At 67.6% G+C, this 22105-nt stretch carries 26 protein-coding genes, 1 tRNA gene and 1 other RNA gene; 6 read left to right on the top strand and 22 right to left on the bottom strand.

Annotated features, from left to right (window positions below; all coding sequences use genetic code 11):
- The first annotated feature begins 24 nt into the window (after nucleotides 1-24).
- Nucleotides 25-1251: an acetylornithine transaminase gene (locus tag G370_RS0119025; RefSeq protein ID WP_019662006.1), complete on the top strand. Its 1227-nt coding sequence runs from the start codon at nucleotides 25-27 to the stop codon at nucleotides 1249-1251.
- A gap of 93 nt (nucleotides 1252-1344) precedes the next feature.
- Here the strand turns inward: G370_RS0119025 and G370_RS0119020 are convergent, their stop codons facing one another.
- A complete protein-coding gene (locus G370_RS0119020; RefSeq protein ID WP_019662005.1) occupies nucleotides 1345-1947 on the bottom strand; it encodes an HAD-IA family hydrolase in 603 nt (200 codons plus the stop codon).
- A gap of 123 nt (nucleotides 1948-2070) precedes the next feature.
- On the opposite strand from G370_RS0119020, the gene azu reads away from it, so the two are divergent.
- The gene (gene azu, locus G370_RS0119015) at nucleotides 2071-2520 is read left to right on the top strand and encodes an azurin (protein WP_019662004.1); all 450 of its coding nucleotides are present in this window, start codon (nucleotides 2071-2073) and stop codon (nucleotides 2518-2520) included.
- Between the two features lie 71 nt (nucleotides 2521-2591).
- On the opposite strand, the gene hemL is transcribed toward azu, so the two are convergent.
- Together hemL and thiE are read right to left on the bottom strand one after the other, a co-directional pair.
- Complete coding sequence (gene hemL, locus G370_RS0119010; protein ID WP_019662003.1) at nucleotides 2592-3881, bottom strand: glutamate-1-semialdehyde 2,1-aminomutase; 1290 nt, start codon at nucleotides 3879-3881, stop codon at nucleotides 2592-2594.
- A gap of 16 nt (nucleotides 3882-3897) precedes the next feature.
- Nucleotides 3898-4524 carry a thiamine phosphate synthase gene (gene thiE / locus G370_RS0119005; protein ID WP_019662002.1) on the bottom strand — a complete coding sequence of 209 codons (627 nt, stop codon included), beginning with the start codon at nucleotides 4522-4524 and terminating at the stop codon, nucleotides 3898-3900.
- Between the two features lie 34 nt (nucleotides 4525-4558).
- On the opposite strand from thiE, the gene G370_RS0119000 reads away from it, so the two are divergent.
- Nucleotides 4559-4783, top strand: a complete 225-nt coding sequence (locus G370_RS0119000; RefSeq protein WP_014038358.1) for a rubredoxin — start codon at nucleotides 4559-4561, stop codon at nucleotides 4781-4783.
- A 78-nt stretch (nucleotides 4784-4861) separates the two neighbouring features.
- Here G370_RS0119000 and G370_RS0118995 read toward each other — a convergent pair whose 3' ends face one another.
- The 8 genes from G370_RS0118995 to G370_RS0118965 all read right to left on the bottom strand — a co-directional run bounded on the left by G370_RS0118995 (nucleotide 4862) and on the right by G370_RS0118965 (nucleotide 8953).
- Nucleotides 4862-5707: a SirB1 family protein gene (locus G370_RS0118995; RefSeq protein WP_019662001.1), complete on the bottom strand. Its 846-nt coding sequence runs from the start codon at nucleotides 5705-5707 to the stop codon at nucleotides 4862-4864.
- Nucleotides 5708-5864: 157 nt separating this feature from the next.
- Nucleotides 5865-6311 carry a DUF192 domain-containing protein gene (locus tag G370_RS0118990; RefSeq protein WP_014648292.1) on the bottom strand — a complete coding sequence of 149 codons (447 nt, stop codon included), beginning with the start codon at nucleotides 6309-6311 and terminating at the stop codon, nucleotides 5865-5867.
- A gap of 21 nt (nucleotides 6312-6332) precedes the next feature.
- Nucleotides 6333-6980 (bottom strand): ribose-5-phosphate isomerase RpiA, encoded by a 648-nt coding sequence (gene rpiA, locus G370_RS0118985; RefSeq protein WP_005419003.1) that lies wholly within the window; start codon nucleotides 6978-6980, stop codon nucleotides 6333-6335.
- Nucleotides 6981-7002: 22 nt separating this feature from the next.
- A complete protein-coding gene (locus tag G370_RS0118980) occupies nucleotides 7003-7482 on the bottom strand; it encodes an EVE domain-containing protein (RefSeq protein WP_019338636.1) in 480 nt (159 codons plus the stop codon).
- Nucleotides 7479-8072: a 5-formyltetrahydrofolate cyclo-ligase gene (locus G370_RS0118975; RefSeq protein WP_019662000.1), complete on the bottom strand. Its 594-nt coding sequence runs from the start codon at nucleotides 8070-8072 to the stop codon at nucleotides 7479-7481. The genes G370_RS0118980 and G370_RS0118975 overlap by 4 nt, the downstream gene beginning before the upstream one ends.
- A gap of 83 nt (nucleotides 8073-8155) precedes the next feature.
- Nucleotides 8156-8341: non-coding RNA, 6S RNA (gene ssrS / locus G370_RS1000000121470), on the bottom strand.
- A gap of 97 nt (nucleotides 8342-8438) precedes the next feature.
- Nucleotides 8439-8735, bottom strand: a complete 297-nt coding sequence (locus tag G370_RS0118970) for a cell division protein ZapA (RefSeq protein ID WP_019661999.1) — start codon at nucleotides 8733-8735, stop codon at nucleotides 8439-8441.
- Nucleotides 8732-8953, bottom strand: a complete 222-nt coding sequence (locus tag G370_RS0118965; protein ID WP_005410898.1) for a TIGR02449 family protein — start codon at nucleotides 8951-8953, stop codon at nucleotides 8732-8734. Before G370_RS0118965 ends, G370_RS0118970 begins: the two co-directional genes overlap by 4 nt.
- A 153-nt stretch (nucleotides 8954-9106) precedes the next feature.
- Here G370_RS0118965 and G370_RS0118960 point away from each other — a divergent pair, with 153 nt between their 5' ends.
- A complete protein-coding gene (locus G370_RS0118960; RefSeq protein WP_019661998.1) occupies nucleotides 9107-9655 on the top strand; it encodes a UPF0149 family protein in 549 nt (182 codons plus the stop codon).
- 5 nt (nucleotides 9656-9660) lie between these two features.
- Nucleotides 9661-10983 carry an aminopeptidase P N-terminal domain-containing protein gene (locus tag G370_RS0118955; RefSeq protein ID WP_026347264.1) on the top strand — a complete coding sequence of 441 codons (1323 nt, stop codon included), beginning with the start codon at nucleotides 9661-9663 and terminating at the stop codon, nucleotides 10981-10983.
- 550 nt (nucleotides 10984-11533) lie between these two features.
- Here the strand turns inward: G370_RS0118955 and pepQ are convergent.
- From pepQ to rph, 7 genes are all read right to left on the bottom strand, one after another.
- Nucleotides 11534-12865, bottom strand: coding sequence for a Xaa-Pro dipeptidase (gene pepQ / locus G370_RS0118950; protein ID WP_019661996.1), 1332 nt, complete (start codon nucleotides 12863-12865; stop codon nucleotides 11534-11536).
- Nucleotides 12866-12940: 75 nt separating this feature from the next.
- Nucleotides 12941-13315 (bottom strand): PilZ domain-containing protein, encoded by a 375-nt coding sequence (locus tag G370_RS0118945; protein ID WP_010484030.1) that lies wholly within the window; start codon nucleotides 13313-13315, stop codon nucleotides 12941-12943.
- Nucleotides 13312-15591: a DUF1631 family protein gene (locus G370_RS0118940; RefSeq protein WP_019661995.1), complete on the bottom strand. Its 2280-nt coding sequence runs from the start codon at nucleotides 15589-15591 to the stop codon at nucleotides 13312-13314. Before G370_RS0118940 ends, G370_RS0118945 begins: the two co-directional genes overlap by 4 nt.
- 195 nt (nucleotides 15592-15786) lie before the next feature.
- Nucleotides 15787-17013, bottom strand: a complete 1227-nt coding sequence (hemW, locus tag G370_RS0118935; protein ID WP_019661994.1) for a radical SAM family heme chaperone HemW — start codon at nucleotides 17011-17013, stop codon at nucleotides 15787-15789.
- 56 nt (nucleotides 17014-17069) lie between these two features.
- Nucleotides 17070-17666, bottom strand: a complete 597-nt coding sequence (rdgB, locus tag G370_RS0118930; protein ID WP_005410891.1) for an RdgB/HAM1 family non-canonical purine NTP pyrophosphatase — start codon at nucleotides 17664-17666, stop codon at nucleotides 17070-17072.
- On the bottom strand, nucleotides 17663-18052 hold the full coding sequence (locus G370_RS0118925; protein ID WP_019661993.1) for a VOC family protein: 390 nt from the start codon (nucleotides 18050-18052) through the stop codon (nucleotides 17663-17665). Before G370_RS0118925 ends, rdgB begins: the two co-directional genes overlap by 4 nt.
- A complete protein-coding gene (gene rph / locus G370_RS0118920; RefSeq protein WP_008267511.1) occupies nucleotides 18049-18774 on the bottom strand; it encodes a ribonuclease PH in 726 nt (241 codons plus the stop codon). The genes G370_RS0118925 and rph overlap by 4 nt, the downstream gene beginning before the upstream one ends.
- Nucleotides 18775-18897: 123 nt before the next feature.
- Between rph and G370_RS0118915 the strand changes: the two genes are divergently transcribed.
- A complete protein-coding gene (locus G370_RS0118915) occupies nucleotides 18898-19758 on the top strand; it encodes a YicC/YloC family endoribonuclease (RefSeq protein ID WP_019661992.1) in 861 nt (286 codons plus the stop codon).
- A 25-nt stretch (nucleotides 19759-19783) separates the two neighbouring features.
- Here G370_RS0118915 and G370_RS0118910 read toward each other — a convergent pair whose 3' ends face one another.
- The 4 genes from G370_RS0118910 to G370_RS0118895 all read right to left on the bottom strand — a co-directional run bounded on the left by G370_RS0118910 (nucleotide 19784) and on the right by G370_RS0118895 (nucleotide 22103).
- Complete coding sequence (locus G370_RS0118910) at nucleotides 19784-20344, bottom strand: nucleotidyl transferase AbiEii/AbiGii toxin family protein (RefSeq protein WP_019661991.1); 561 nt, start codon at nucleotides 20342-20344, stop codon at nucleotides 19784-19786.
- Complete coding sequence (locus G370_RS0118905; protein ID WP_019661990.1) at nucleotides 20341-20832, bottom strand: helix-turn-helix domain-containing protein; 492 nt, start codon at nucleotides 20830-20832, stop codon at nucleotides 20341-20343. The genes G370_RS0118910 and G370_RS0118905 overlap by 4 nt, the downstream gene beginning before the upstream one ends.
- A 69-nt stretch (nucleotides 20833-20901) precedes the next feature.
- Nucleotides 20902-21981 carry a selenide, water dikinase SelD gene (selD, locus tag G370_RS0118900; protein ID WP_019661989.1) on the bottom strand — a complete coding sequence of 360 codons (1080 nt, stop codon included), beginning with the start codon at nucleotides 21979-21981 and terminating at the stop codon, nucleotides 20902-20904.
- Nucleotides 21982-22007: 26 nt separating this feature from the next.
- Nucleotides 22008-22103, bottom strand: a tRNA-Sec gene (locus G370_RS0118895).
- Nucleotides 22104-22105 lie beyond the last annotated feature (2 nt).

Genomic DNA, 22105 nt, shown 5'->3' with positions numbered 1-22105 from the left:
CATTCCTGAACCCTGCCGACTGCCATGACCGCCGCGACCGATCCGCTGATTTCCCTTTCACACTACTACCTGCCGGTCTACAAGCCCCGCCAGGTGGTACTGGAGCGCGGCCAGGGCGCCCGCGTGTGGGACAGCCAGGGCCGTGAGTTCATCGATCTGGCCGCCGGCATCGCCGTGTGTGGCCTCGGCCACAACGATCCGGACCTGGTGGCCGCGCTGGTCGAGCAGGCCGGCAAGCTCTGGCACACCAGCAACGTGTTCTACAGCGCGCCGCCGCTGCACCTGGCCGAGGAGCTGGTCAAGGCCAGCCGCTTCGCCGAGCGCGTGTTCCTGTGCAATTCCGGCGCCGAAGCCAACGAAGTGGCGATCAAGATGGTCCGCAAGTGGGCCTCCAGCCAGGGGCGCCCGGCCGACAAGCGGGTGATCATCACCTTCCGCGGCAGCTTCCACGGTCGCACCCTTGGCGCGGTGACCGCTACTGCCCAGCCGAAGTACCAGGAAGGCTACGAGCCGCTGCCCGGTGGCTTCCGCTACATCGATTTCAACGATGAGGTGCAGCTGGAAACCGCGATGGCCGCCGGTGACGTGGCGGCGGTGATGCTGGAGCCGATCCAGGGCGAGGGCGGTGTGATGCCGGCCAAGTCCGGCTTCCTCAAGCGCGTGCGCGAACTGTGCGACCAGCACAACGCACTGCTGGTGCTGGACGAGATCCAGGCCGGCATGGGCCGCACCGGCACGCTGTTCGCGCACTGGCAGGACGAGGTGGTGCCGGACATGGTCACCTTGGCCAAGGCACTCGGTGGCGGCTTCCCGATCGGTGCGATGCTGGCCGGCCCGAAGGTGGCCGAAACCATGCAGTTCGGTGCGCACGGCACCACCTTCGGTGGCAACCCTCTGGCCGCTGCGGTCGCACGCGTTGCGCTGCGCAAGCTGGCCTCGGCGGAGATCGCCGCCAATGTCAGCCGCCAGTCGAAGGCGCTGCGCGATGGCTTTGCGCGCATCAACGAAGAATTCGGCGTGTTCAGCGACGTGCGTGGCCGCGGCCTGATGCTGGGCGCGGTGCTGGGCGAGGACTTCGCCGGCCAGGCCGGGGCGATCCTCGACCATGCCGCCGAGCAGGGCCTGCTGACCCTGCAGGCCGGCCCGGACGTGCTGCGCTTCGTGCCGTCGCTGAACATCACCGACGAAGAAGTGGCCGAAGGCCTCAAGCGCCTGCGCGCGGCGATTGCTGCGTTCATTGCCGCGCGCTGAAGCCCGCAGAGGCATCTGTAGAGCCGAGCCTACGCTCGGCTCATCGCGATGTCAGGCAACAGGAGCCGAGCATGGGCTCGGCTCTACAGCGCGTCATGCAATCCGATAGCGCTTCAACACCTTGCCCAATCCCCGGCCATCGCGCACGGTTTCCGCGTGCAGGCCGGCAGCGCGCGCGCCACGCACATTGGCGAACAGGTCATCGACGAACAGCGCGCGCGAAGGCGCCACGCCCAGCGCTTCCAGCGTGCGCAGAAACACCGCGGGCGCCGGTTTGCGCAGACCGAACTCCGCGCTGCAGAACACGCGGCCCTGCAGCGCAGGAAACAGTTCCGGCAGCAGGGTGGGCAATGCCTGCTGCATCAGGGCGCCGTTGTTGGTCAGCACCGCGATTGGCAGTTGCAGGGCCTGCAATCGTTGCAACACGGCCGCCTGAGGATGGCTGGCGGCCCGTCGCGCCGCGGTCCATGCAGCCACATCGACAGTCGTGCCCAGAAGCTCTCCCAGCTGCGCCAGATAGGCCGGGCCATCCAGCGTGCCATTGTCATGCGCTGCTTCCAGTCCGCTGTCATACAGCGCGGCCTGTACGGCGTGCGTCGGAACATCCAGCGCCTGCGCCAGATACAGCACGCGCTGCGCGCGCTGGTACTGCACCAGCACGCCATCCACATCCAGCAGCAACAGGTCGATCCGCATCGGCCGAGCATGCCATTGCGATGAGTGCGCGGGAAACCCTGGAGCTGCCATGCGACAGACGGTCGCAGCCGGGCGGGCATAGGCCTGCCTAGAATGGCGCTCGAATCCGCAGGAGATGCAACGATGAAGGCTTGGGTGGTGGCAGTGGGACTGGGCGCGCTGATGCTGGCGCCGTCGGCGATGGCGCGGGTGTGTGCGGTGAGCATCGACAGCACCGACCAGATGAGCTTCAGCAGCCGCGAGATCAAGGTCGCCGCCGACTGCACCGCCGTAGACCTGACCCTGCGCCACACCGGCAAGCTGGCCGCTACCGCGATGGGCCACAACTGGGTGCTGACCCGCACTGCCGATTACCAGCCGGTGGCGATGGCGGGCATGCGCATGACGCTGGCTGACAGCTACCTGCCGAAGGCCGACAAGCGCGTGCTGGCGCACACCAAGGTGATCGGCGGTGGTGAGACCACGAGTGTGCGTTTCTCTACCCAGGGCCTGCAGAAGGGCGGTGACTACACCTTCTTCTGCTCGTTCCCCGGCCACTTCGCGATGATGAAGGGCAAATTCGTCTTCGGTTGAAAAAAGGGGACGGAGGGGATTAAGTCGTTTGTGCACAAACGACTTAATCCCCTCCGTCCCCTTTTTTGCGATCAGCCCTTGGCGGCCTTGAACGCCACGCGTGCTGCGGCCAGCGTCGCCTCGATCACGGCATCGTCGTGGGCGCTGGACAGGAAGCCGGCCTCGTACGCCGACGGGGCCAGGAACACGCCCTGCTCCAGCATCGCGTGGAAGAAGCGGTTGAACGCCGGGATGTCACAGGCGGTGGCCTGCGCATAGGTCTCCACCTTCTCGCTGGTGAAGAACAGCCCGAACATCGCACCCACGCAGGTGGTGGTCACGGCCACACCGGCGTCGGCGGCGGCCGCTTCCAGACCCGCACACAGGCGTGCGGTGCGCTCGGCCAGGTCGGCGTGGAAACCCGGCTGCTGGATCAGCTCCAGCATCGCCAGGCCAGCGGCCATTGCCACCGGATTGCCGCTCAGCGTACCGGCCTGGTAGATCGGGCCGGCCGGGGCGATCTGCTGCATCAGCTCGCGACGACCGCCGTAGGCGCCCACCGGCATGCCGCCGCCGATGATCTTGCCGAAGGTGGTCAGGTCCGGGGTGATGCCGTAGTGCGCCTGCGCACCGCCGAGGGCGACGCGGAAGCCCGTCATCACTTCGTCGAAGATCAGCAGCGCGCCATGCTTCGTGCACAGCGCACGCAGGTGTTGCAGGTAGCCCTCGCGCGGCGGGATGCAGTTGGCGTTGCCGACCACCGGTTCGATGATCAGGCCGGCGATGTCGCCACCCTGCTGTTCGAACAGGGCGGTGGCCGCTTCGAAGTCGTTGTAGGGCAGGGTCAGGGTCAGTTCGCTCAGCCCGGCCGGGACGCCCGGCGAGGTCGGCACGCCCAAGGTCAGCATGCCGCTGCCGGCCTTGACCAGGAACGAGTCGCCGTGGCCGTGGTAGCAGCCTTCGAACTTGACGATGCGGTTGCGGCCGGTGGCGCCACGCGCCAGGCGGATCGCCGACAGCGTGGCCTCGGTGCCGGAGTTGACCATGCGCACCATCTCGCACGATGGCACCAGGCGGGTGATGGTTTCGGCCATGGTCACTTCGGCCGCGCACGGCGCACCGAAGGACAGGCCGTTGTCGATCGCCTTCTTCACCGCCTGGCGCACGGCCGGGTGGTTGTGGCCGACGATCATCGGGCCCCAGGAACCGACGTAGTCGATGTAGCGGTTGCCGTCGACGTCGTACAGGTAGGCGCCATCGGCGCGTTCGACGAAGAAGGGCTCGCCGCCGACCGACTTGAACGCGCGCACCGGCGAATTGACGCCGCCCGGCAGCAGCTGCTGGGCGCGGGAGAACAGGGCGTGGGACTGGTCGTGGTTCATGGGGCTTTCCTGGGCGTTACGCGAACTGGGCGAGGAAGGCGCGCTGGGTCGCGACCGGGTCCTGCGCGGCGTAAATGCCGCTGACCACGGCCACCAGGTCGGCGCCGGCGTCGATGATGGGACCGACATTGTCCGGCGTCAGCCCGCCGATCGCCACCCGTGGCACGCCCAGTGCGGCGCTCTGCCGCAGCAGGTCGGTATCCGCGCGGCTGGTGGTGACCTTGGTAGTGGTAGGGAAGAACGCGCCGAAGGCCACGTAGCTGGCACCGGCGGCCACGGCCTTCTCGGCATTGGCCAGCTGGTCGTAGCAGGAAGCGCCGATGATGGCCTCGGCGCCGAGCAGCGCACGCGCGCTTGGGATGTCACCGTCGGTGCCGCCCAGGTGCACGCCAGCCGCGCCCACCGCCTTCGCCAGCGCCGGGTCGTCGTTGATGATCAGCGGTACGCCGTAGTGTGCGCACAGCGCCTGCAGGGCGGTGGCCTGTTCCTGCCGCAGCGCGTCGTTGGCGGTCTTGTTGCGGTACTGCAGCCAGGTGGCGCCAGCGGCCAGCAGCGGCGCGGTACGGGCCAGCAGGCGCGCGGTATCGGGCTCGTCCGGGGTGATCAGGTAGACGCCGCGGGGCGCCGGGGAAGCAGAAGTCATCGATGGCTACCGGTGAGTGGACCGCGATGGGACAATGGCGGCCCGTGAATCCAGCCCTGATTATCCGATGAGCGATGCCACCCCCACCACCTTGCGCACCTGGATGTGCGTGGTCTGCGGCTTCCTGTACAGCGAAGCGGAGGGTCTGCCGGAAGAGGGCATTGCGCCGGGCACGCGCTGGGAGGACATTCCCGAGACCTGGACCTGCCCCGATTGCGGGGTCACCAAGGCCGATTTCGAGATGGTCGAAGTCGATTGACCGGTAGGGCCTGCAGGCCCTTCTGTGGGTGCGGACCGTTGGGGTGGGTGTGGACCGTTGGTCCACACACCGACGCCCTCAATGCAGCCGCGGCATCGGCCCGCCGAGGTCGATCAGCTTCTCGCGCAGCCACTGCGCATCGCTGGCCTCGGGATTGCGCTTCAGGTACTGCCCCAGGTCATGGCGGGCACCGGCCAGATATTCCAGCTGCAGATAGGCCAGGCCGCGGTCACGCAGCGCATCGTCCTGCTCCGGGGCGAGCTTCAGCAGGCGGTCGGCACTGCGCGCGGCGCGATCCCATTCGCCGGCCTCGGCATACACGCCGTGCAGGTTGCGCAGCATGCGCATCAGGATCGCGCGCGCCGGCGCCGGGTCAAGGATCTGCGCCAGCACCTGGTCGTCGGGCATCTGCCCGCCCAGGTGTGACTTGGCGCGTTCGCGCAGTTCGTCCACGTCCAGCGGGCGACCACCATTGAACGGGTCCATCACCAGCACGCCGTCGTCCACCGGCAGGCGCACCAGGAAGTGGCCGGGGAAGGACACGCCGTCGAGCGGGATCCCCAGCCGTCGCGACACTTCCATCTGCACCAGCGCCAGCGAGATCGGGTTGCCCAGGCGTCGCTCGAACACCTGGTTGAGATAGCTGTTGCGCGGATCGTAGTACTTGTCGTGGTCGCCGCTGTAGCCCAGCTCGTCGAACAGGTGGCGGTTGATCGCCGCCATCTTCAATGGACTGTTGTCGATGCTCTCCACTTCCGAGCGGAGGTGGTCGACGTGGCTCTGGATCAACGCGTCGTAGGTCGACGGCTGCAGATCGGGGTATTCATCGCGCGCGATCAGCAGCGCGGTCGGCAACAGTGGCAGCGCCTCGTCTTCGAGGTCGGCCAGTGCATCCCAGTCGGGGAGTGTGATCCGGTCCTGCATGGCCACAGACTGGCGTCATTCGCAGGCGGTTTCAAGCGGTGTCGCGTGAAAAATCCGGGGTCAGATCCCTTTCGCGAGCGAATGGGATCTGGCCCCGGCAGGGTTGCCGGCCAGCGGCCGGCACTACTGCGCGTGCCGGGCGCAGCCCGGCCGCACCTTACTTTTCGATGCCCGGGCCGAATTTCAGCTCCGTACCGTCCTTCAACTGCAGCTTCTCGGCCTGGCCGGCGTTGAGCTCCAGCACGTAGCGCGCCGGGCCACCGCTGGGGTAGGGCGGGCACATGTCGCCGGCCGAGCACGGCGGCACATCACGCTGCTGGCTGACCAGCCTGCGCTGGCTGTCGAAGTACAGGATGTCCAGCGCGATCCTGGTGTTCTTCATCCAGTACGCCTGCATTTCCTCGCGGTCGTGGATGAACAGCATGCCGTGGTCGGCCGCCATCTGGTCGCGGAACATCAACCCGCGCGCGCGGGTTTCATCGTTGGTGGCCAGCTCCACCTGGTAGCGGGCGCCATCCAGTTCGACCCAGTGGCGGGCCGCGTCGGTGGCGCAGCCAGCCAGGGCCAGCAGCGGGAGCATCAGCAGCGAACGCAACAGCGACATCGTCAGGATCCTTCAAAAGGGTCAGAGCACGACCGGCGGCTCGCCGCCGACGATCACCACATCGGCGCGGCGGCGCGCGAACAGGCCCACGCAGACCACGCCCGGCAGTTGGTTGAGCTCGCGCTCCAGCTTTTCCGGATCGGTGATCTGCAGGTTGTGGATGTCCAGGATCTGGTTGCCATTGTCGGTCACCACGCCTTCGCGCCAGGTCGGCTGGCCGCCGGTCATGTCGCGGATCTGGCGGGCGACCAGGCTGCGTGCCATCGGGATCACTTCCACCGGCAGCGGGAATTTGCCGAGCACCGGCACCTGCTTGCTCGGGTCGACGATGCAGATGAAGCGCTCGCTGGCCTCGGCGATGATCTTCTCGCGGGTCAGTGCGGCGCCGCCGCCCTTGATCAGGCACTTGTTCGGATCGCACTCATCGGCGCCGTCCACGTACAGCGACAGGTTGCCGCTATGGTTCAGCTCGATCACCTCGATGCCGTGCTGCTTCAGGCGCGCGGTGCTCTGCTCGGAGCTGGATACGGCGCCCTTGATGCGGTGCTGGATGCGGGCCAGGGCATCGATGAAATAGGCCACGGTGGAACCGGTGCCGACACCGACGATCATGCCGTCTTCTACGTACTCGATGGCTTTCTCGGCGGCCAGGCGCTTGGCTTCGGACATGGGAGAACTCTCAGGCAGGGAATCAGGATTTCTTTTCCAGCGACAGCAGCAGCTTCCACTGCGCGGCCGTCACCGGGAACACCGACAGGCGGTTGCCCTTGGCAACCAGCGGGAAGCCTTCGCCGAGCTCATCAGCGTGCAGCTTGATCTCGTCCAGCGCGATCACCTGCTTGAGCTTGCGGTCGAAGGCCACGTCCACCAGCATCCAGCGCGGGTTCTCGCGCGTGCTCTTGGGGTCGTGGTAGTCGGATTTCGGATCGAACTGGGTGTCGTCCGGGTAGGCCGTGCTGGCCACCGTGGCCAGGCCGACGATGCCCGGCACCTTGGTATTGGAGTGGTAGAACAGGATGCCGTCGCCCACCTGCATGCCATCGCGCATGAAGTTGCGCGCCTGGTAGTTGCGCACCCCGTTCCAGGGTTCGACCTTGACCTTGGCCAGGTCATCGATGGAGAAGGCGTCCGGTTCGGACTTCATCAGCCAGTAGCGCTTGCGGGCGGTCATGCGTTCACGGGGGCAGCGGAGGGGAACAGGGTGCCGTCTTCGGTGCAGATCGCATCCACCGGCACGTCCCACGACGCCACCGGCAAGGACTCGACCTGCTGCACCGCGAATGCAGCACCGACCAGCCAGGGCGGCGCCGGCCGATCGTGGCGGAAGGCGAAGCTGCGATCATACCAGCCGCCCCCCATGCCCAGCCGCCGGCACTGCGCGTCGAAACCCACCAGCGGGGTCACTACCAGCGCCATCTGCGCTGGTTCCAGGGTGTCTTCCACCGCCACGTCCGGTTCGGGAATGCCGTAGCGGTTGCTGGTCAGCGGCTGCCCCGGCCGCCACGGTGCGAAGCGCAGCACCTCACCGGCCAGCACCGGCAGGCAGTAGGTGAGGCCTTCGGGCAGTTGCAGCTGCCAGCGGTGCAGGGCGATTTCGCCATCCAGCGCCCAGTAGCCGGCCACGGCGCCTTCGCGCGGGGCAAACGGCAGGGCGAGTAGGGCATCGGCCAGCGATTCGGCGGCGGCGATGCGCGCAGCTGCGGAGAGTTCACGGCGGCGTTGCCGCAGGTCGTGGCGCAGGGCCTGGCGCGGGTCGGTCATGGCAGCGTGCGGCAAGGATCAGCCGTCATTGTGCCGGAAAGAACAAGGGCGACGCCCGAAGACGCCGCCCTTGCTGGAATATTGCATTCTCCGCAATGTCGATGCATGCGAAACGACCTTGAACCCGGGGGCTCAAGTGGGAACGCTGGAGAACCATCGGGCTTCCCGCTACAAGGCGGACCTGCACTCCCGGCGCTGTCGCGCTCCCGGTGTCGTTCTTAAGGGACAAGGCGAATGTTTGCACATGCCGTCGAGTACCGCAGAGAACGCGTGGCCATTATAGCCAGCGCGCCGGATCTGGATAGGCCGTTCGTCGGCAACAGTACGTGCCAATTCAGATATGAGAAGACGCGTTGTGCACGGTCTTCAGGTGCCGCCGTCGATGGCGCGGTCCAGCCGCCGGTTCAGGTCCGCCAGCGTCTGCTGCAGGGCCACGGCCTGGCGGGCGTTCTCGTCGCGCAGCAGCTGCAGTTCGTGGGCCAGGTTCAGCGCGGCCAGCACGGCGACACGGTCCACGGCGGCCATGCGGTTGCTGCCGCGGATCTCGCGCATGCGCGCATCGAGCAGGCGCGCAGCCGCCATCAGGCTGTCGCGTTCGTCGGCGCCGACGCCCACGGTGTATTCACGATCGAGGATGCGGACGCTGACCGGTTCGGCGCTCATGTGTGCTGCTCCAGGGATTTGAGCCGGCTGATCATCGCTTCCACCCGCGAGCGCGCCTGCTCGTTCTTGGCCAGCAGCGTCGAGCGCTCGGCCACCAGCTGTTCCTGCTGGTGGCGCAGGCTGCGGTTCTCCTCGGCCAGGCGCTGGTTGCGTTCAAGCAACGCTTCCACGCGGGCGGCGAAGTCCTGCAGCTGGGCAAGGGGGTCGGCGGGTTCCATACGGGCACGATAGGCAAGCCGGGCAAGGGCGGTCAAGCGCTGTCGCAGCAAGGCCGGAGGGCTACCGGGAGGATGCCGCCGGGTTGCTACACTACAGGGTCTCACGGGCGCGCGCGTGCGCGCTCCGGGTTTCCTTTCCGAACGAGCCGCACGATGACCGAACTTCCCTCCGTCGACGACGTTACCCGCGCCAGCCAGGAGCTGGGCCTGGGCGCCACCGCTGCCGAGCTGCATGGTGCGCTGTGTGGCTGGCTGGCCGCCGGCGGTGCCCCCGGCAACGACTGGCCGGCGCGCGTGCTGGCCGACGACAACCTGCCGCCGGTGGCCGCCGACAGCGTGCTGGGGCAGCTGCTGCAGGCCACCATCAAGCAGCTGGAAGACCGTGACTTCGCCTTCGAGCTGTTGCTGGCTGACACCGACGAGGTGTCCGCACAGGCCGATGCCATGTTCAGCTGGACCCGTTCCTTCCTGGGTGGTTTCGGCCTGGGCAGCGGCGGCCGTCGCCCGGCCCTGTCCGAAGAGGGTGAAGAAGCGCTGACCGACATGGCCAGCCTGGCACGCGCCTCCAGCGAGGATTTCGAGGCCGGCGGCGATGATGACGACGAAGCGCTGTCGGAGATCGAGGAATTCATCCGCGTGGCGGTGCTGCTGCTGCACGGCGACGTGGTGCTGGCCTCGCGCCACCGCCAGCGCCTGAACTGATGGACATCAAGCAGCGCACCGGCATTGCGGCCGGCGAATACAAGCGTCGTCGCCGCCAGCTGATGGACATGGCCGGCGAGGACGCGATCCTGGTGCTGCCAGCCGCGGCCGAAAAGGTGCGCAGCCTCGATACCCATTACCCGTTCCGGCAGGATTCGGATTTCCAGTACCTGAGCGGCTTCCCGGAGCCGGAAGCGGTGCTGGTGCTGATTCCGGGCCGACGCCACGGCGAGGCCATCCTGTTCTGCCGCGAGCGCGATGCCGAGCGCGAAGCCTGGGATGGCAGCCGCGCCGGCCAGGAAGGCGCGGTGGCCCAGTACGGCATGGACGATGCCTACCCGATCGACGATCTGGACGACATCCTGCCGGGCCTGCTGGAAGGGCGCTCGCGCGTGTATTACCACTTCGGCCGCGACGCCGACTTCGACCTGAAGCTGATCGGCTGGGTCAACCGCGTGCGTTCGCAGGTACGCCACGGTGCGCAGCCGCCACATGAGTTCCTGGAGCTGGGCCACCTGCTGCACGAGCAGCGTCTGTTCAAGTCCGGCGCCGAAGTGGCACTGATGCACCACGCCGCACAGATCAGCGTGCGTGCGCATCTGGCGGCGATGAAGGCCGCCAGGGCCGGCATCCACGAGTACGAACTGCAGGCCGAGCTGGAACGCGTGTTCCGCGCCAACGATGCGGTGCCCGCGTACTGCAGCATCGTCGGCGCCGGCCGCAATGCTTGCATCCTGCATTACCGCGACAACAACGCGCGGTCGCGCGATGGCGAGTTGGTACTGATCGATGCCGGTGCCGAGTACCGCGGCTACGCCAGCGACATCACCCGCACCTTCCCGGTGAACGGCCGCTTCAGTGCCGAGCAGCGCGCGCTGCACGACCTGGTCGGCGATGCGCAGGCCGCTGCGTTGGCCCAGGCCAAGCCGGGCGTGCCGTATGAGGCTGGCCACCTGGCGGCGGTACAGACCCTGACCGAAGGCCTGCTGCGGCTGGGCCTGTTGAAGGGCACGCTGGAAAAGAGCCTGTCCGAGGGCCTGTACCAGCGTTTCTACCGGCACAAGACCGGGCACTGGATCGGATTGGACGTGCACGATGTAGGCGATTACCGCCTCGCAGGTGATTCACGCCTGCTGGAGCCGGGCATGGCGTTCACCATCGAGCCGGGGCTGTACATCGGCGCGGACGACACGACGGTGGAGCCGCGCTGGCGCGGCATCGGCATCCGTACCGAGGACGACGTGCTGATTACCGATGACGGACATCGTGTGCTGACCGAAGGCCTGGCGCGCAGCGCCGACGAGATCGAAGCGGTGATGGCGGGGTAAGGGGGGGCGGCAGGGCTTGCAGCCCTGCACCCGCAGAGGCAACAGCAACAGCAACAGCGGGCTATCCGTGGGATGGCGGGGCACTGTGGGTTTGCGGGGACGCCGTGAATCCATCCCTGGAGGCTTGGTCGCCGCATCCATGCGGCTCACACCCCGCAAACCCACAGTACCCCGCCTTCGACAGGTTCACGGGGCTGTTGGTGGGTGCCGACCGTTGGTCGGCACATCTGTCAGACATCGAATGAATCATCCACGCATGGCGTGGATCTACTGGCAATTGCGGCTGTTGGCACGCGCGGCTGTTGGTAGGTGTCGACCTTGGTCGACACGGAGCGAGCGCAGCAAGCGACCCGCTTCTGCTTTTCTTTTTCTTTTCCGTGGTTGGACGCGCGCAGGAAACTGTCAAAGGTGGGGCGGGTAGGCCATGCAGGGGCGTTGGCGCCATGGATGGCGCCATCGAGCTTACAGGGACGTACTTGCAGCGTCCCCTGCATGGCCTACCCGCCCCGCCAAGCGCGGCTTTTGCTCTGAGCGCCCAACCACGAGGGGCTCAGCCGTTGGCCGCCGCAAACTCCGGCCGCGTCAGGTTGTCCGCCTCGCCATCAGTGCACAGCACCTCGTCTTCGATGCGGATGCCGCCATACGGGCGGAAGAAGTCCACGCGCTCCCAGTTGATCGCGTCGCCATGGCCGGCGTCCTTCACTTCGTTCAACAGCATGTCGATGAAGTACACGCCCGGTTCGATGGTCACCACCATGCCCGGTTCCAGCACGCGGGTCAGGCGCAGGTAAGGGTGGCCGGCCGGGCGCTCGATGCGGCCGCCTTCGTCGCTGGCCGCGAAACCCGCCACGTCGTGCACCTGCAGGCCGATCAAGTGGCCGATGCCGTGCGGGAAGAACGCGGCGCTGACGCCGGTCTCCAGCGCGGTCTGCGGCGATACCTTGATCACGCCGAAGTCCTTCAGCACGCCCATCAGCGAAAGATGCGCGTCCACGTGCAGCTGCTTGTAGTCGAAGCCCGGGCGCACCGCCGCGCACATCTGCTGCTGGGCGGCGTCGACGGCGGCGATCATCGCAGCAAACTCGTCGTGGCCCTGCGCGGCGTAGGTGCGGGTGATGTCGCTGGCGTAGCCGTAGGCGCTGGCACCGGCATCGATCAGGAAGCTGCGCAGCGGCTGCGGCGCCTTGCGGCCCAGCTCGGTGTAGTGCAGCACCGCAGCGTGCTCGTTCAGGGCCACGATGTTGCCGTACGGCAGCTCGTTGGCGTCCTGGCCGACGGCCTGGCAATAGGCCATGTGGATGCTGAACTCGTCGGCGTCGTTGCGGAACGCGGCTTCGGCGGCGCGGTGGCCACGCACGCCCAGCACCTGCGCCTGACGCATCAGTGCGATCTCATACGGCGTCTTGCTGCCGCGGTGCCATTCCAGGTAATTCACCACCGGCGCCGGGTTGTTCGGCACGTAGTTGCCCAGCGTGCTCTGCGGTTCGCCGAGGATCGCGCAGCGCGCCGGGTCGGCCGGCAGCAGGGCCAGCGCCTCTTCGGGCTTGCGGATGATGTGGATGTCGAAGTGCTCCACCCACCAGCCGCTGGGGGCGTCCGGCACCACGTGCCAGTAGTCGAAGGGCTGGTGGAAGATCACGGCCGGGCGCTTGCCCGGGGTGAACACGATCCAGCTGTTGGGCACGCGGGTCAGCGGCAGCCAAGCCTTGAACTGCGGATTGACCGCATATGGGTAGTCGCGGTCGTCGAACACCTGGTAGTGCAGGGTGCCGCTGGGCACCACCAGGTGATCGAAGCCACCGCGGGCCAGCGCCTGTTCGGCACGTCGGCACAGCACGGCCAGGTGGTCGGAATACAGGGCGCCGGGGTCTTGCTGGATCATTGCGGTGGCTCGACACGGAAAACGGCCCTAGATTCTGCCGCATACCGCGAAAAACCGCTGTGCCGGAACCGGCACTCAGGCCGTCGAAACCGGTCCCTCGTCGCTGTCCTCGCCCACCCACTGCCGCAGCAGCTGCCGATGCTCGCGTGACAGGGTGAGGAAGCGGAAGCCGGTCCAGCTCTGCCCGGGTACGTGCGCGGGCTCGCTCCATAGCAGATGCACGCCCACGTCGATGGCCTGCTGGCGGCCATCACCCAGTGGCAACGGGAAGCGCAGCTGGTACAGCGCATCCTCGCGCAGCGGCACGCTGGCCAGCATCAGCATGCCGGTTTCGGAGACATTGCCGAGGCGCCCGACCACGCACTCGCGCATCTGGTCGGTGACCGGCACCAGGTCCGAGACCTGGCGGCGCGGCGCGCGGCGGGTGTCCTGCGGCGGTACGGCTTTCATGCGGGGGTCTCCTGTGCGCGGCCCGTGGCGAGTGCACGCAGCGCACCGAGGCTGGCTTCCCAGGCACGGTCGACCAGCCGGCCCTTGTCTTCGGTGACCAGCTGCGCGCGCCCGGCACTGATCTGCCGTGCCAGCGTATCCAGGTCGGTATCGGTGATCTTCTGCCCGCGCGCATTGACGAACAACGCGTGGCCGGTCAGCAGGCTGTACCAGGACAGGCGCTGGCGGCGCAGCGTGCCATCGCCCGTATCGATGTCGAACCAGCTGCCGAACGGCAGCGTGGACAGCTGCTGGTAGGCCGCTTCTTCAGCACTGCTGCGCGGTGTGGCAGGTGCGGTGCCACTGTTCGTGCCGGCGTGCTCGCCCAGGCGCGCACGTGCCTTCAGGCGTGCGCTGAGCTCGGTACGCGAGGTGCTTTCATCCTCGCCGCCGGGCGTGGCCAGCCTGCGCGCGACGGCGGCGGCTTCCTCGGCGTGGTAGCCGACCTGCAGCAGTGCGGCCTCCACGTCCGCTGCCAGCGCGGTATCGGTGCCGCCAGGGGCGTCGATGGCCTGTGCGGTGATGGCAGCGATGCGCTCGGTCTGTTGCAGGCGCTCCTGCCACTGTGGCGAATCGTCGCCATGGCGCAGGCGGGTGAGGGTCAGTGCATCGGCCCAGGCCTGGCGCAGCAGGGTCTGCACGAAGCGCGGCGGCGACTGCGCGTCGCAGCACTGGTCGATCTGCGCGGTGGCTTGGCGGCGGGCAAGTTCCAGCCGCTCCTTGCCGCGGGCGGCTTCCACATGGCGGCGCTCGGCCAGCTCGGCGCGATGCGCTGCGGCGCGCTGATGCTGCTGCACTTCCTCGTTCGCGCTGGCGAAGGCCTCCGGCGCCCGCGCATCCTGGCCCAGCAGGCCCTGCACGCTCTGCGCCATGCGCTGCAGCAACTGCGGGTCGACATCATCGTCGCCCAGCCAGTGGGCGCCGACTTCGGCAATCTGGTTGAGCAGTTCGCGCGCGGGGTGTTCGTCGCGCACGAAGAAGCCCGGATCGGCCATGGCGGCGCGTGCCAGGGGTACCTGCAGGCGCGCCAGCAGCGCGGCCGGCACTGGATCGGGACGCTGCTGCTGTTGCACCTGCTGCATCAGCATGCGCAGCAGGTCGAGGCTGTCGCGGTCGTGGCTGCCCAGCTGGGCCTGCGTGCCATGCTCGCTGCGCAGTTGCGCCACCACGGCCGCCTGCAGGTCGGCTACGCCGGTGGCGGCGCTGGACTGCGCCTGCAGGCGTGCGAGAACCGCATCCACGGCCGCGCTCGGCACTGCATCGCGATCCGCAGGTGCTGCGCTGGCATGGCGTGCCTGCTGCAGCAGCGCATGCAGCGCGCTGCCCGTGGAGGTGGTCAGGCCCGGCGAGGCCGCGTCGGCTGTGCTGTCATCCTGGAAAGCGTCCTGCACCAGGCTGGACCAGGAGCCGGCCGGTGCCGATCCGTTCCAGCCGGTCAGTGGCGCGGCGGCACGCTTTGCCGGCTGCGTGGCGCGACCACCGCCCACCGACTGGGTGATGATCCGCCGGGTGCTCGATGAACGCGCCAGATAGGGGGTGTAGACCAGGCCGGGCAGCACGCCGTGCTGGGCCAACAGGGCATTGGCACGGTCGAGGATGTCGCCCAGGCGTTCCAGCACCTGGCGTTCGAAGCTGCGGTACAGCGCCAGCTGAACGTCGACAGTGAGCGAATCCTGTTCGGCAATCCGGCGCAGCATGGCGCACAGTGCCTGCGGTGCCAGCGGCAGGGTGTCGGCCTCGAAGGCCGGTGCTGCCGCCAGTACGCCCAGGCGTTGGCCCAGCAAGTTGAGCGTGTTGGTCGAACGCAGCGTCTCCCGCCGCACCATCTCGGTCAGCAGCAGGTCGCGGTCCACTTCATGTTCATCGACCAGCGACAGCCCGAGCATGCCGGGCAGCGGCGGTGGCGTGGAACCGGGGCTGAAGTGGGCCGTGGGTTCGCGCAGCCGTATCAGCGCATCGGCCACGGCATCAAGCATGCGGTCAGCGAAATGACCGGAAAAGGCGTGCAACTGGCCACGCTGGGCCATCAGCTCGGCCTGCTGCTGCGGATTGCGTGCGCGATCGGCATCGTGCAGCAGGGTCTGCTCCAACGCTTCGACGGTCAGGATCAGCGGCGCGGCCAGCGTCTGTCGGCAGAGGCCGATCAACGCACCCAACAACTCGCGCACCCGCGGTGGCAGGTTGCTGGCGGCGAGCCGGGCTTTGTCGGCGGAGGTGAGGGAAAAGACAGCTGACATCGGCAGGCGGTATCCGGATTCCCGCGGATCGATCTTGTGAATCTACCGTGTCGGCCGCAGTCGGCGCTACTTTAGGCTGAACGGGAATCGCATCCGCCCGGTATGGCCCTGATGTGCGGTACTGCCGGCCGCTGGCCGGCAGCTCTGTCTTTACCGGAGTGCCAGTGGCCGGCACTACCCTCTGCCAAGCGAAGATCACTCCTCCAGGAACAGGCTCACCACATCGTTGGTGAATCGGCGGCCCAGCTCGGTCGGCTGCACATGGCCATCGGTCATGTCCAGCCAGCCGCGCTGCACGGCCTCGGCCAAGGGAGCGTCCAGCACGCTGCGCGGCAGCCCCGTGCGCGACTCGAAATCGCGCAGGCCAAAACCTTCGTGCAGGCGCAGCAGGTTGAGCATGTATTCGAACGGCAGGCGCTCCGGCGCGATCACGTCGTCGCCGCCGAACGAGGCGGGCGTGCCGGCGCTGTCCAGGTAGGCCTGCGGGTGCTTCAGCTTCCAACGCCGCAGCACATGCTCCTCGGCGCCGGAACTGATCTTGCCGTGCGCGCCGGCACCGATGCCCAGGTAGTCGCCGAAGCGCCAGTAGTTCAGGTTGTGCGCGCTCTGCCGGCCGGGGCGCGCATAGGCGCTGACCTCGTACTGGCCGAAACCGGCCTGTGCCAGCAATGCCTGGCAGTGTTCCTGCATGTCCCAGGCGTTGTCTTCGTCGGGAATGCCCTGCGGCGGCCGCGCGAAGAACACCGTGTTCGGTTCCAGGGTCAGCTGGTAGTGGGAGATGTGTGCCGGCTGCAGCGCGAACGCGCGTTCCAGGTCGGCCTCGGCACCGGCCAGGGTCTGTTCCGGCAGCGCATACATCAGGTCGATGTTGAAGTTGTCGTAGCCCGCGTCCTGCGCCATCTTTACCGCGCGCTCGGCTTCGCCACTGTCGTGGATGCGGCCCAGGCGCTTGAGCATCGCATCGTCGAAACTCTGGATGCCGAAGCTGAGGCGGTTGACGCCGGCCGCGCGGTAGCGGTCGAAGCGGCCATGCTCGGCGGTGCCCGGGTTGGTTTCCAGGGTGATTTCGGCGTTGGGGGCAAAGCGCAGGCGCGCGCTGGCCTGCTGCAGGAAGCGGTCGATCGCCTCCGGCGGGAACAGGCTGGGCGTGCCGCCACCGAAGAACACGCTGTGCACCACCCGGCCCCAGACCAGCGGCAGGTCCTGGTCGAGGTCGCGCAGCAGCGCATCGATATAAGCGTCGAACGGCAGCTCGCCCTTGGCCTGGTGCGAATTGAAATCGCAGTACGGGCATTTGCGCACGCACCACGGCAGGTGCACGTACAACGACAGCGGTGGCGGCACCAGCCGCGGCGGGTTGTCGTGGTCGGCGGAGCAGGCTTCGCCGGGCAGGTGGTTGCAGTGGTCGTGGGCGTGCGGCATGGGCTTCTTCGGTAGTGCCGGCCGCTGGCCGGCTTCCCAGGGTCGATCGGGTGGCGTCAGTACAGCGTCGCCAGTTGCTGCTTGAGCTGCTGCAGGGCAATGGCGCGGTGGCTGATGGCGTTCTTCAGTGCCGGCTCCATTTCCGCAGCGGTCAGGCCGTGGGTGGTGTCCAGGAATACCGGGTTGTAGCCGAAACCATTGGTGCCGCGCAGTTCGCGGATGATCTGGCCTTCCCAGCGGCCTTCGCAGATCAGCGGCTGCGGGTCGGTGGCGTGGCGCAGCAGCACGATCACCGCATAGAAGCGGGCGCTGCGCTGGCCATCGGGAATGTCGGCCATCGCGTCCAGCAGCTTGGCATTGTTGGCCGCAGCATTGGTCGGGTGGCCGGCATAGCGTGCGCTGTACAGGCCCGGGGCACCGCCGAGGGCATCGACGATCAGGCCCGAATCATCGGCCAGCGCCGGCAGGCCGGTCGCTTCGCAGGCGGCGCGTGCCTTCAGCAGCGCGTTCTCGACGAAGGTCAGGCCGGTCTCTTCCACGTCACCCAGGCCCAGTTCGGCGGCCGAGGTGATCTGCAGCGGCAGATCGGCAAGGATCTCCTGCATCTCCACCAGCTTGCCGGCGTTGTGGCTGGCCAGTACCAGTTTCTTCATTGACGGGGCTCCAGCAGGTCCCAGGTGTTGCCATACAGATCGCGGAACACCGCAACCGTTGCATAGGGTTCTTCGCGCGGCGCTTCCAGGAACTCGACGCCGGCGGCCAGCATCGCGGCGTGGTCGCGGTGGAAGTCATCGGTGTTGAGGAAGAAGGCGACCCGGCCACCGGTCTGATTGCCGATGCGGCTGCGCTGCTCCTCATTGCTGGCACGGGCCAGCAGCAGCGCGGCGGCGCTGCCGTCGGTCGGGCCGACCACCACCCAGCGCTTGTGGCCCTGGTCGATGTCCTCCAACAGTGCGAAGCCGAGCTTGCCGGTGTACCAGGCGATGGCTTCGTCGTAATCGGCCACCACCAGGGTGGTCAGGGCAAGGCGCCGGTTCATGCCGACAGCGCTGCCTGCTGCGCGGCCAGCAGCTCGCGCACGCCCTTTTCGGCCAGGCCCAGCAGCGCGTCCAGCTCGTCGCGACGGAAGGCATGGCCTTCGGCGGTGCCCTGCAGCTCGATGAAGCCGCCACCGTCGTTCATCACCACGTTCATGTCGGTATCGCAGTCGCTGTCTTCGGCGTAGTCCAGGTCCAGCACCGGGGTGCCGCGGTATACGCCCACCGACACGGCGGCCACTGCGCCCAGGATCGGGTTGCGCTTGATGTCGCCGCGCTTCATCAGCACGTTCACTGCATCGACCAGGGCCACGTAGGCGCCGGTGATGGCGGCGGTGCGGGTACCGCCGTCGGCCTGCAGCACGTCGCAGTCCAGGGTGATGGTGCGCTCGCCCAGCGCGTTGCGGTCCACGCAGGCGCGCAGGCTGCGGCCGATCAGGCGCTGGATCTCCAGGGTGCGGCCGCCCTGCTTGCCACGCGCTGCTTCGCGGTCGCTGCGGGTGTGGGTGGCGCGCGGCAGCATGCCGTACTCGGCGGTGACCCAGCCTTCGCCCTTGCCGCGCAGGAAGCCCGGCACGCGGTTCTCGACGCTGGCGGTGCACAGCACACGGGTTTCACCGAAGCACACCAGCACCGAACCTTCGGCGTGGCGGGTGAAGCCGCGTTGGATGACGACCGGGCGGAGCTGGTCGGGCTGGCGGCCGCTGGGGCGGGAATCGGACATGGTGCGGGTTCCGTAATGGCGAGGGAGTACGCCGCCACGCCCGCGGCCTTCACGGGGCGGGCAAGGGGCTCTGGTGAGGGCGCTAGGGTACCATTCCCCCTTTGCACGCACCGGACACAATCCATGATTCGAAGCATGACCGCCTATGCCGGCGGCGAGCGGGTCACCCCGTGGGGCACGCTGGGCTGCGAGTTGCGCTCGGTCAACCACCGCTTCCTGGAGGTCGGCACCCGCCTGCCCGAGGAACTGCGGGCGCTGGAACCGCAGCTGCGCGAGCGCATCGCCGCGCGCCTGAGCCGCGGCAAGCTGGATCTGGTGATGCGCCTGCGCGCGCCGGAAGCAGCGGCCAACCTGCAGGTGGACGAGGCGCTGCTGGGCCAGCTGGGCCGCCTGGCCCACCGCCTGACCTCCGATTTCCCCAACCTGCAGGTCAGCTTCACCGACCTGCTGCAACTGCCGGGCGTGACCCGTGGCGAGGCCACCGATGCCGCCGCCCTGCAGGTCGAGGCGCTGGCGTTGCTGGATCAGGTGCTGGATGGCTTCGTCGAGGCCCGTGAGCGCGAAGGCGGCAAGTTGTCTGCGGCCATCAGCGAGCGTGTGGACGGCATCGAGCGCATCGCCACCGAAGTGCGCACGCTGATTCCGGCCATTCGCGACGGCCAGCGCGCCAAGCTGGCCGCACGCCTGGCCGACCTGCCGCACCCGGTCGACCCTGGTCGTGCCGAACAGGAGCTGGTGCTGTGGCTGCAGAAGCTGGACGTGGATGAAGAGTTGGACCGCCTCGGCAGCCACATCGTCGAGATCCGCCGCGTGCTCAAGCAGCGCGAGCCGGTCGGCCGCCGCCTGGACTTCCTGCTGCAGGAGTTCAACCGCGAAGCCAACACGCTGGGCTCGAAGTCGGTGGACAGCCGCACGTCCAATGCCGCGGTGGAGCTGAAGGTGCTGATCGACCAGATCCGCGAGCAGGTGCAGAACATCGAATGATGTTCTGCGCGATCGCCTGGGAGGATCAAAGTCCTACCAGGTAGTCCCCGGCAATCGCGACGCAGTGGTCGAAGCCTGGCGTGTAGTCCAGCGTGTCGATGGCCTTGAACGCAATCTTCAATGTCGGATGGGGATTGCGGATCTGATCAAGAAACGTTGATCGATGGCGGACCAGTGCGTCTGCGGCGGCCGCCAGCGCGTCCGGCTCGCGTTCGATGACCAGCGCAAGATCGAACAGGTCTCGGGCCGTTGTTCGATGCCCACGATGGAACATTTTCTTGGCGATGATTTCCGCCGACGTTTCCACCCGTATGCGCTGACCATCGATCGTCCATTCCTCCCAGGCATCATCGAGAAGATTGGGAGCCGCGACGAAATCCACCTCGCCTTCCTCGAACTGAAGCTTGACCCAGGCGCTGGGATCTTCGCTGTAGTCGCCGGTCAGGTTTGCGGCCACATCGCTCAAGCGGCCGCCCAACGTCCAGAACGGGTCGGTGATGCCGCCGTGGCGCCGGATCTCCCCGATGAGAACAAGTGCCCGGGGCAGCAGCGCCTGCCAGGCGCCGGCAGGCAATTCGCGGTTCACATCCACAGGTCCTTGCGATGGGCGGAAAGCGTGTTGGCCATCTTCGCCACGTTGCGCCAGATGCGCCGTGGCGGCGTCTGCGCGCCGATTGCAGCTTCCTCGACCGCCATCACCATCATGGCGGGAGGGGCTTCGTCCAGCAGGTGCACCATCTGCGCTGCGTAGGTGGCAGGAACTTCCCCACTGACCAGCACGCGCGCCAGCTCGCCAGCCGTCAGTTCGCTTGCGTAGCTCACGTTGGCGGTGCGTGCGGCCATTTTCAGGCCTTGCTTGCGCAGCCGGCTTTCGGTGGTGGGTGCCGGTACATCCAGACCGAGCACGGCCATCAACTGTCCCACGCGATTGACACCCAGGTCGCTCAGGGTGCCCCCCTCCAGGCCGACCACGGTCTGCCGGGAAAGGCTGCTGAGATGAGCCAGTTGGCCTTGCGACAGGCCAAGCTGCTCACGGCGGGCACGAACCGCCTTGCCGATGTCGATCAGGTTCATGGTGCCAGTGTCCAATATTTGGACATAATTCAAGTGTCTGGGAGCGGCGTGTTGGCAAACCTTCACGCCTCAAACCACGCTGACGCCCGGCGCTCCTTCGCCCAAGTGCCCCACCACGGCCGCCTGGACGAACCCTGCGTCGTGGAAACAGGCCAGCACCGCGTCCACCGCTTCCGGGGCACAGGACACCAGCAGGCCGCCGCTGGTCTGCGGGTCGGTCAGCAGCGGCTGCCAGTGTGCCGGCAACCCATCGGCGAAACGCACCTCGGCACCATACGAGGCCCAGTTGCGGTTGGATGCGCCGGTCACGCAGCCACGCTGCAGCAGCTCCAGCGCCTGCGGCAGCAGCGGCACCTGTGCACTGTCCACCTCGGCAGCGACACCACTGGCGCGGCACACTTCCAGCAGGTGGCCGAGCAGGCCGAAGCCGGTGACGTCGGTCATGGCATGCACGCCGTCCAGCGCAGCCAGCGGCACGCCCACGGTGTTCAGGCGGGTGGTCGACGCGATCATCTGCCGGTAGCCGTCGGCATCCAGCACTTCCTTCTTCAGCGCCGACGAATACACGCCCACGCCCAACGGCTTGCCCAGCACCAGCACGTCGCCGGCGCGGGCATCGGCATTGCGCTTGAGTCGTTGCGGGTCGAGCACGCCGATCGCGGCCAGGCCGTAGATGGGTTCCACCGAATCGATGCTGTGGCCACCAGCGACCACGATGCCCGCATCGGCGCAGGCGCGTTCGCCACCCTGCAGGATGCCGCGGATCGTGTCCTGCGGCAGCGTGTTGATCGGCATGCCGACGATGGCCAGTGCGAACAATGGCCGGGCGCCCATCGCGTACAGGTCCGACAACGCGTTGGTGGCGGCGATGCGGCCGAAATCGAACGGATCGTCGACGATCGGCATGAAGAAATCGGTGGTGGCGACAATCGCCTGGCGATCATCGAGGCGGTACACCGCGGCGTCGTCGCTGGTCTCGCGGCCAACCAGCAGTTCGGCCGGTGCCGGAAGTGCTGGAACGCCGCGCAGCAGTTCGCTCAGCACGCCCGGCGCGATCTTGCAGCCGCAGCCGCCGCCATGCGCGAGAGACGTCAGTCGTTGCGGGGCATCGGCCGTTGACGGGGCGGGGGACTGCACGTGCGTGGCCATGCCGACATCTCCAGCGGAAACACGAATGGCGGAAGGCAGCAGGAGTCGAACCTACCAGGGAACGATCGACGCCCCCTACTGGGTTTGAAGCCCAGCCGCATGCCCGGATGCGCATGCCTTCCGA

The organism is Stenotrophomonas hibiscicola ATCC 19867, assembly GCF_000382065.1.
GTDB classification, from domain to species: Bacteria; Pseudomonadota; Gammaproteobacteria; order Xanthomonadales; family Xanthomonadaceae; genus Stenotrophomonas; species Stenotrophomonas hibiscicola.
This window is presented reverse-complemented; position numbering and strand designations above follow the sequence as displayed.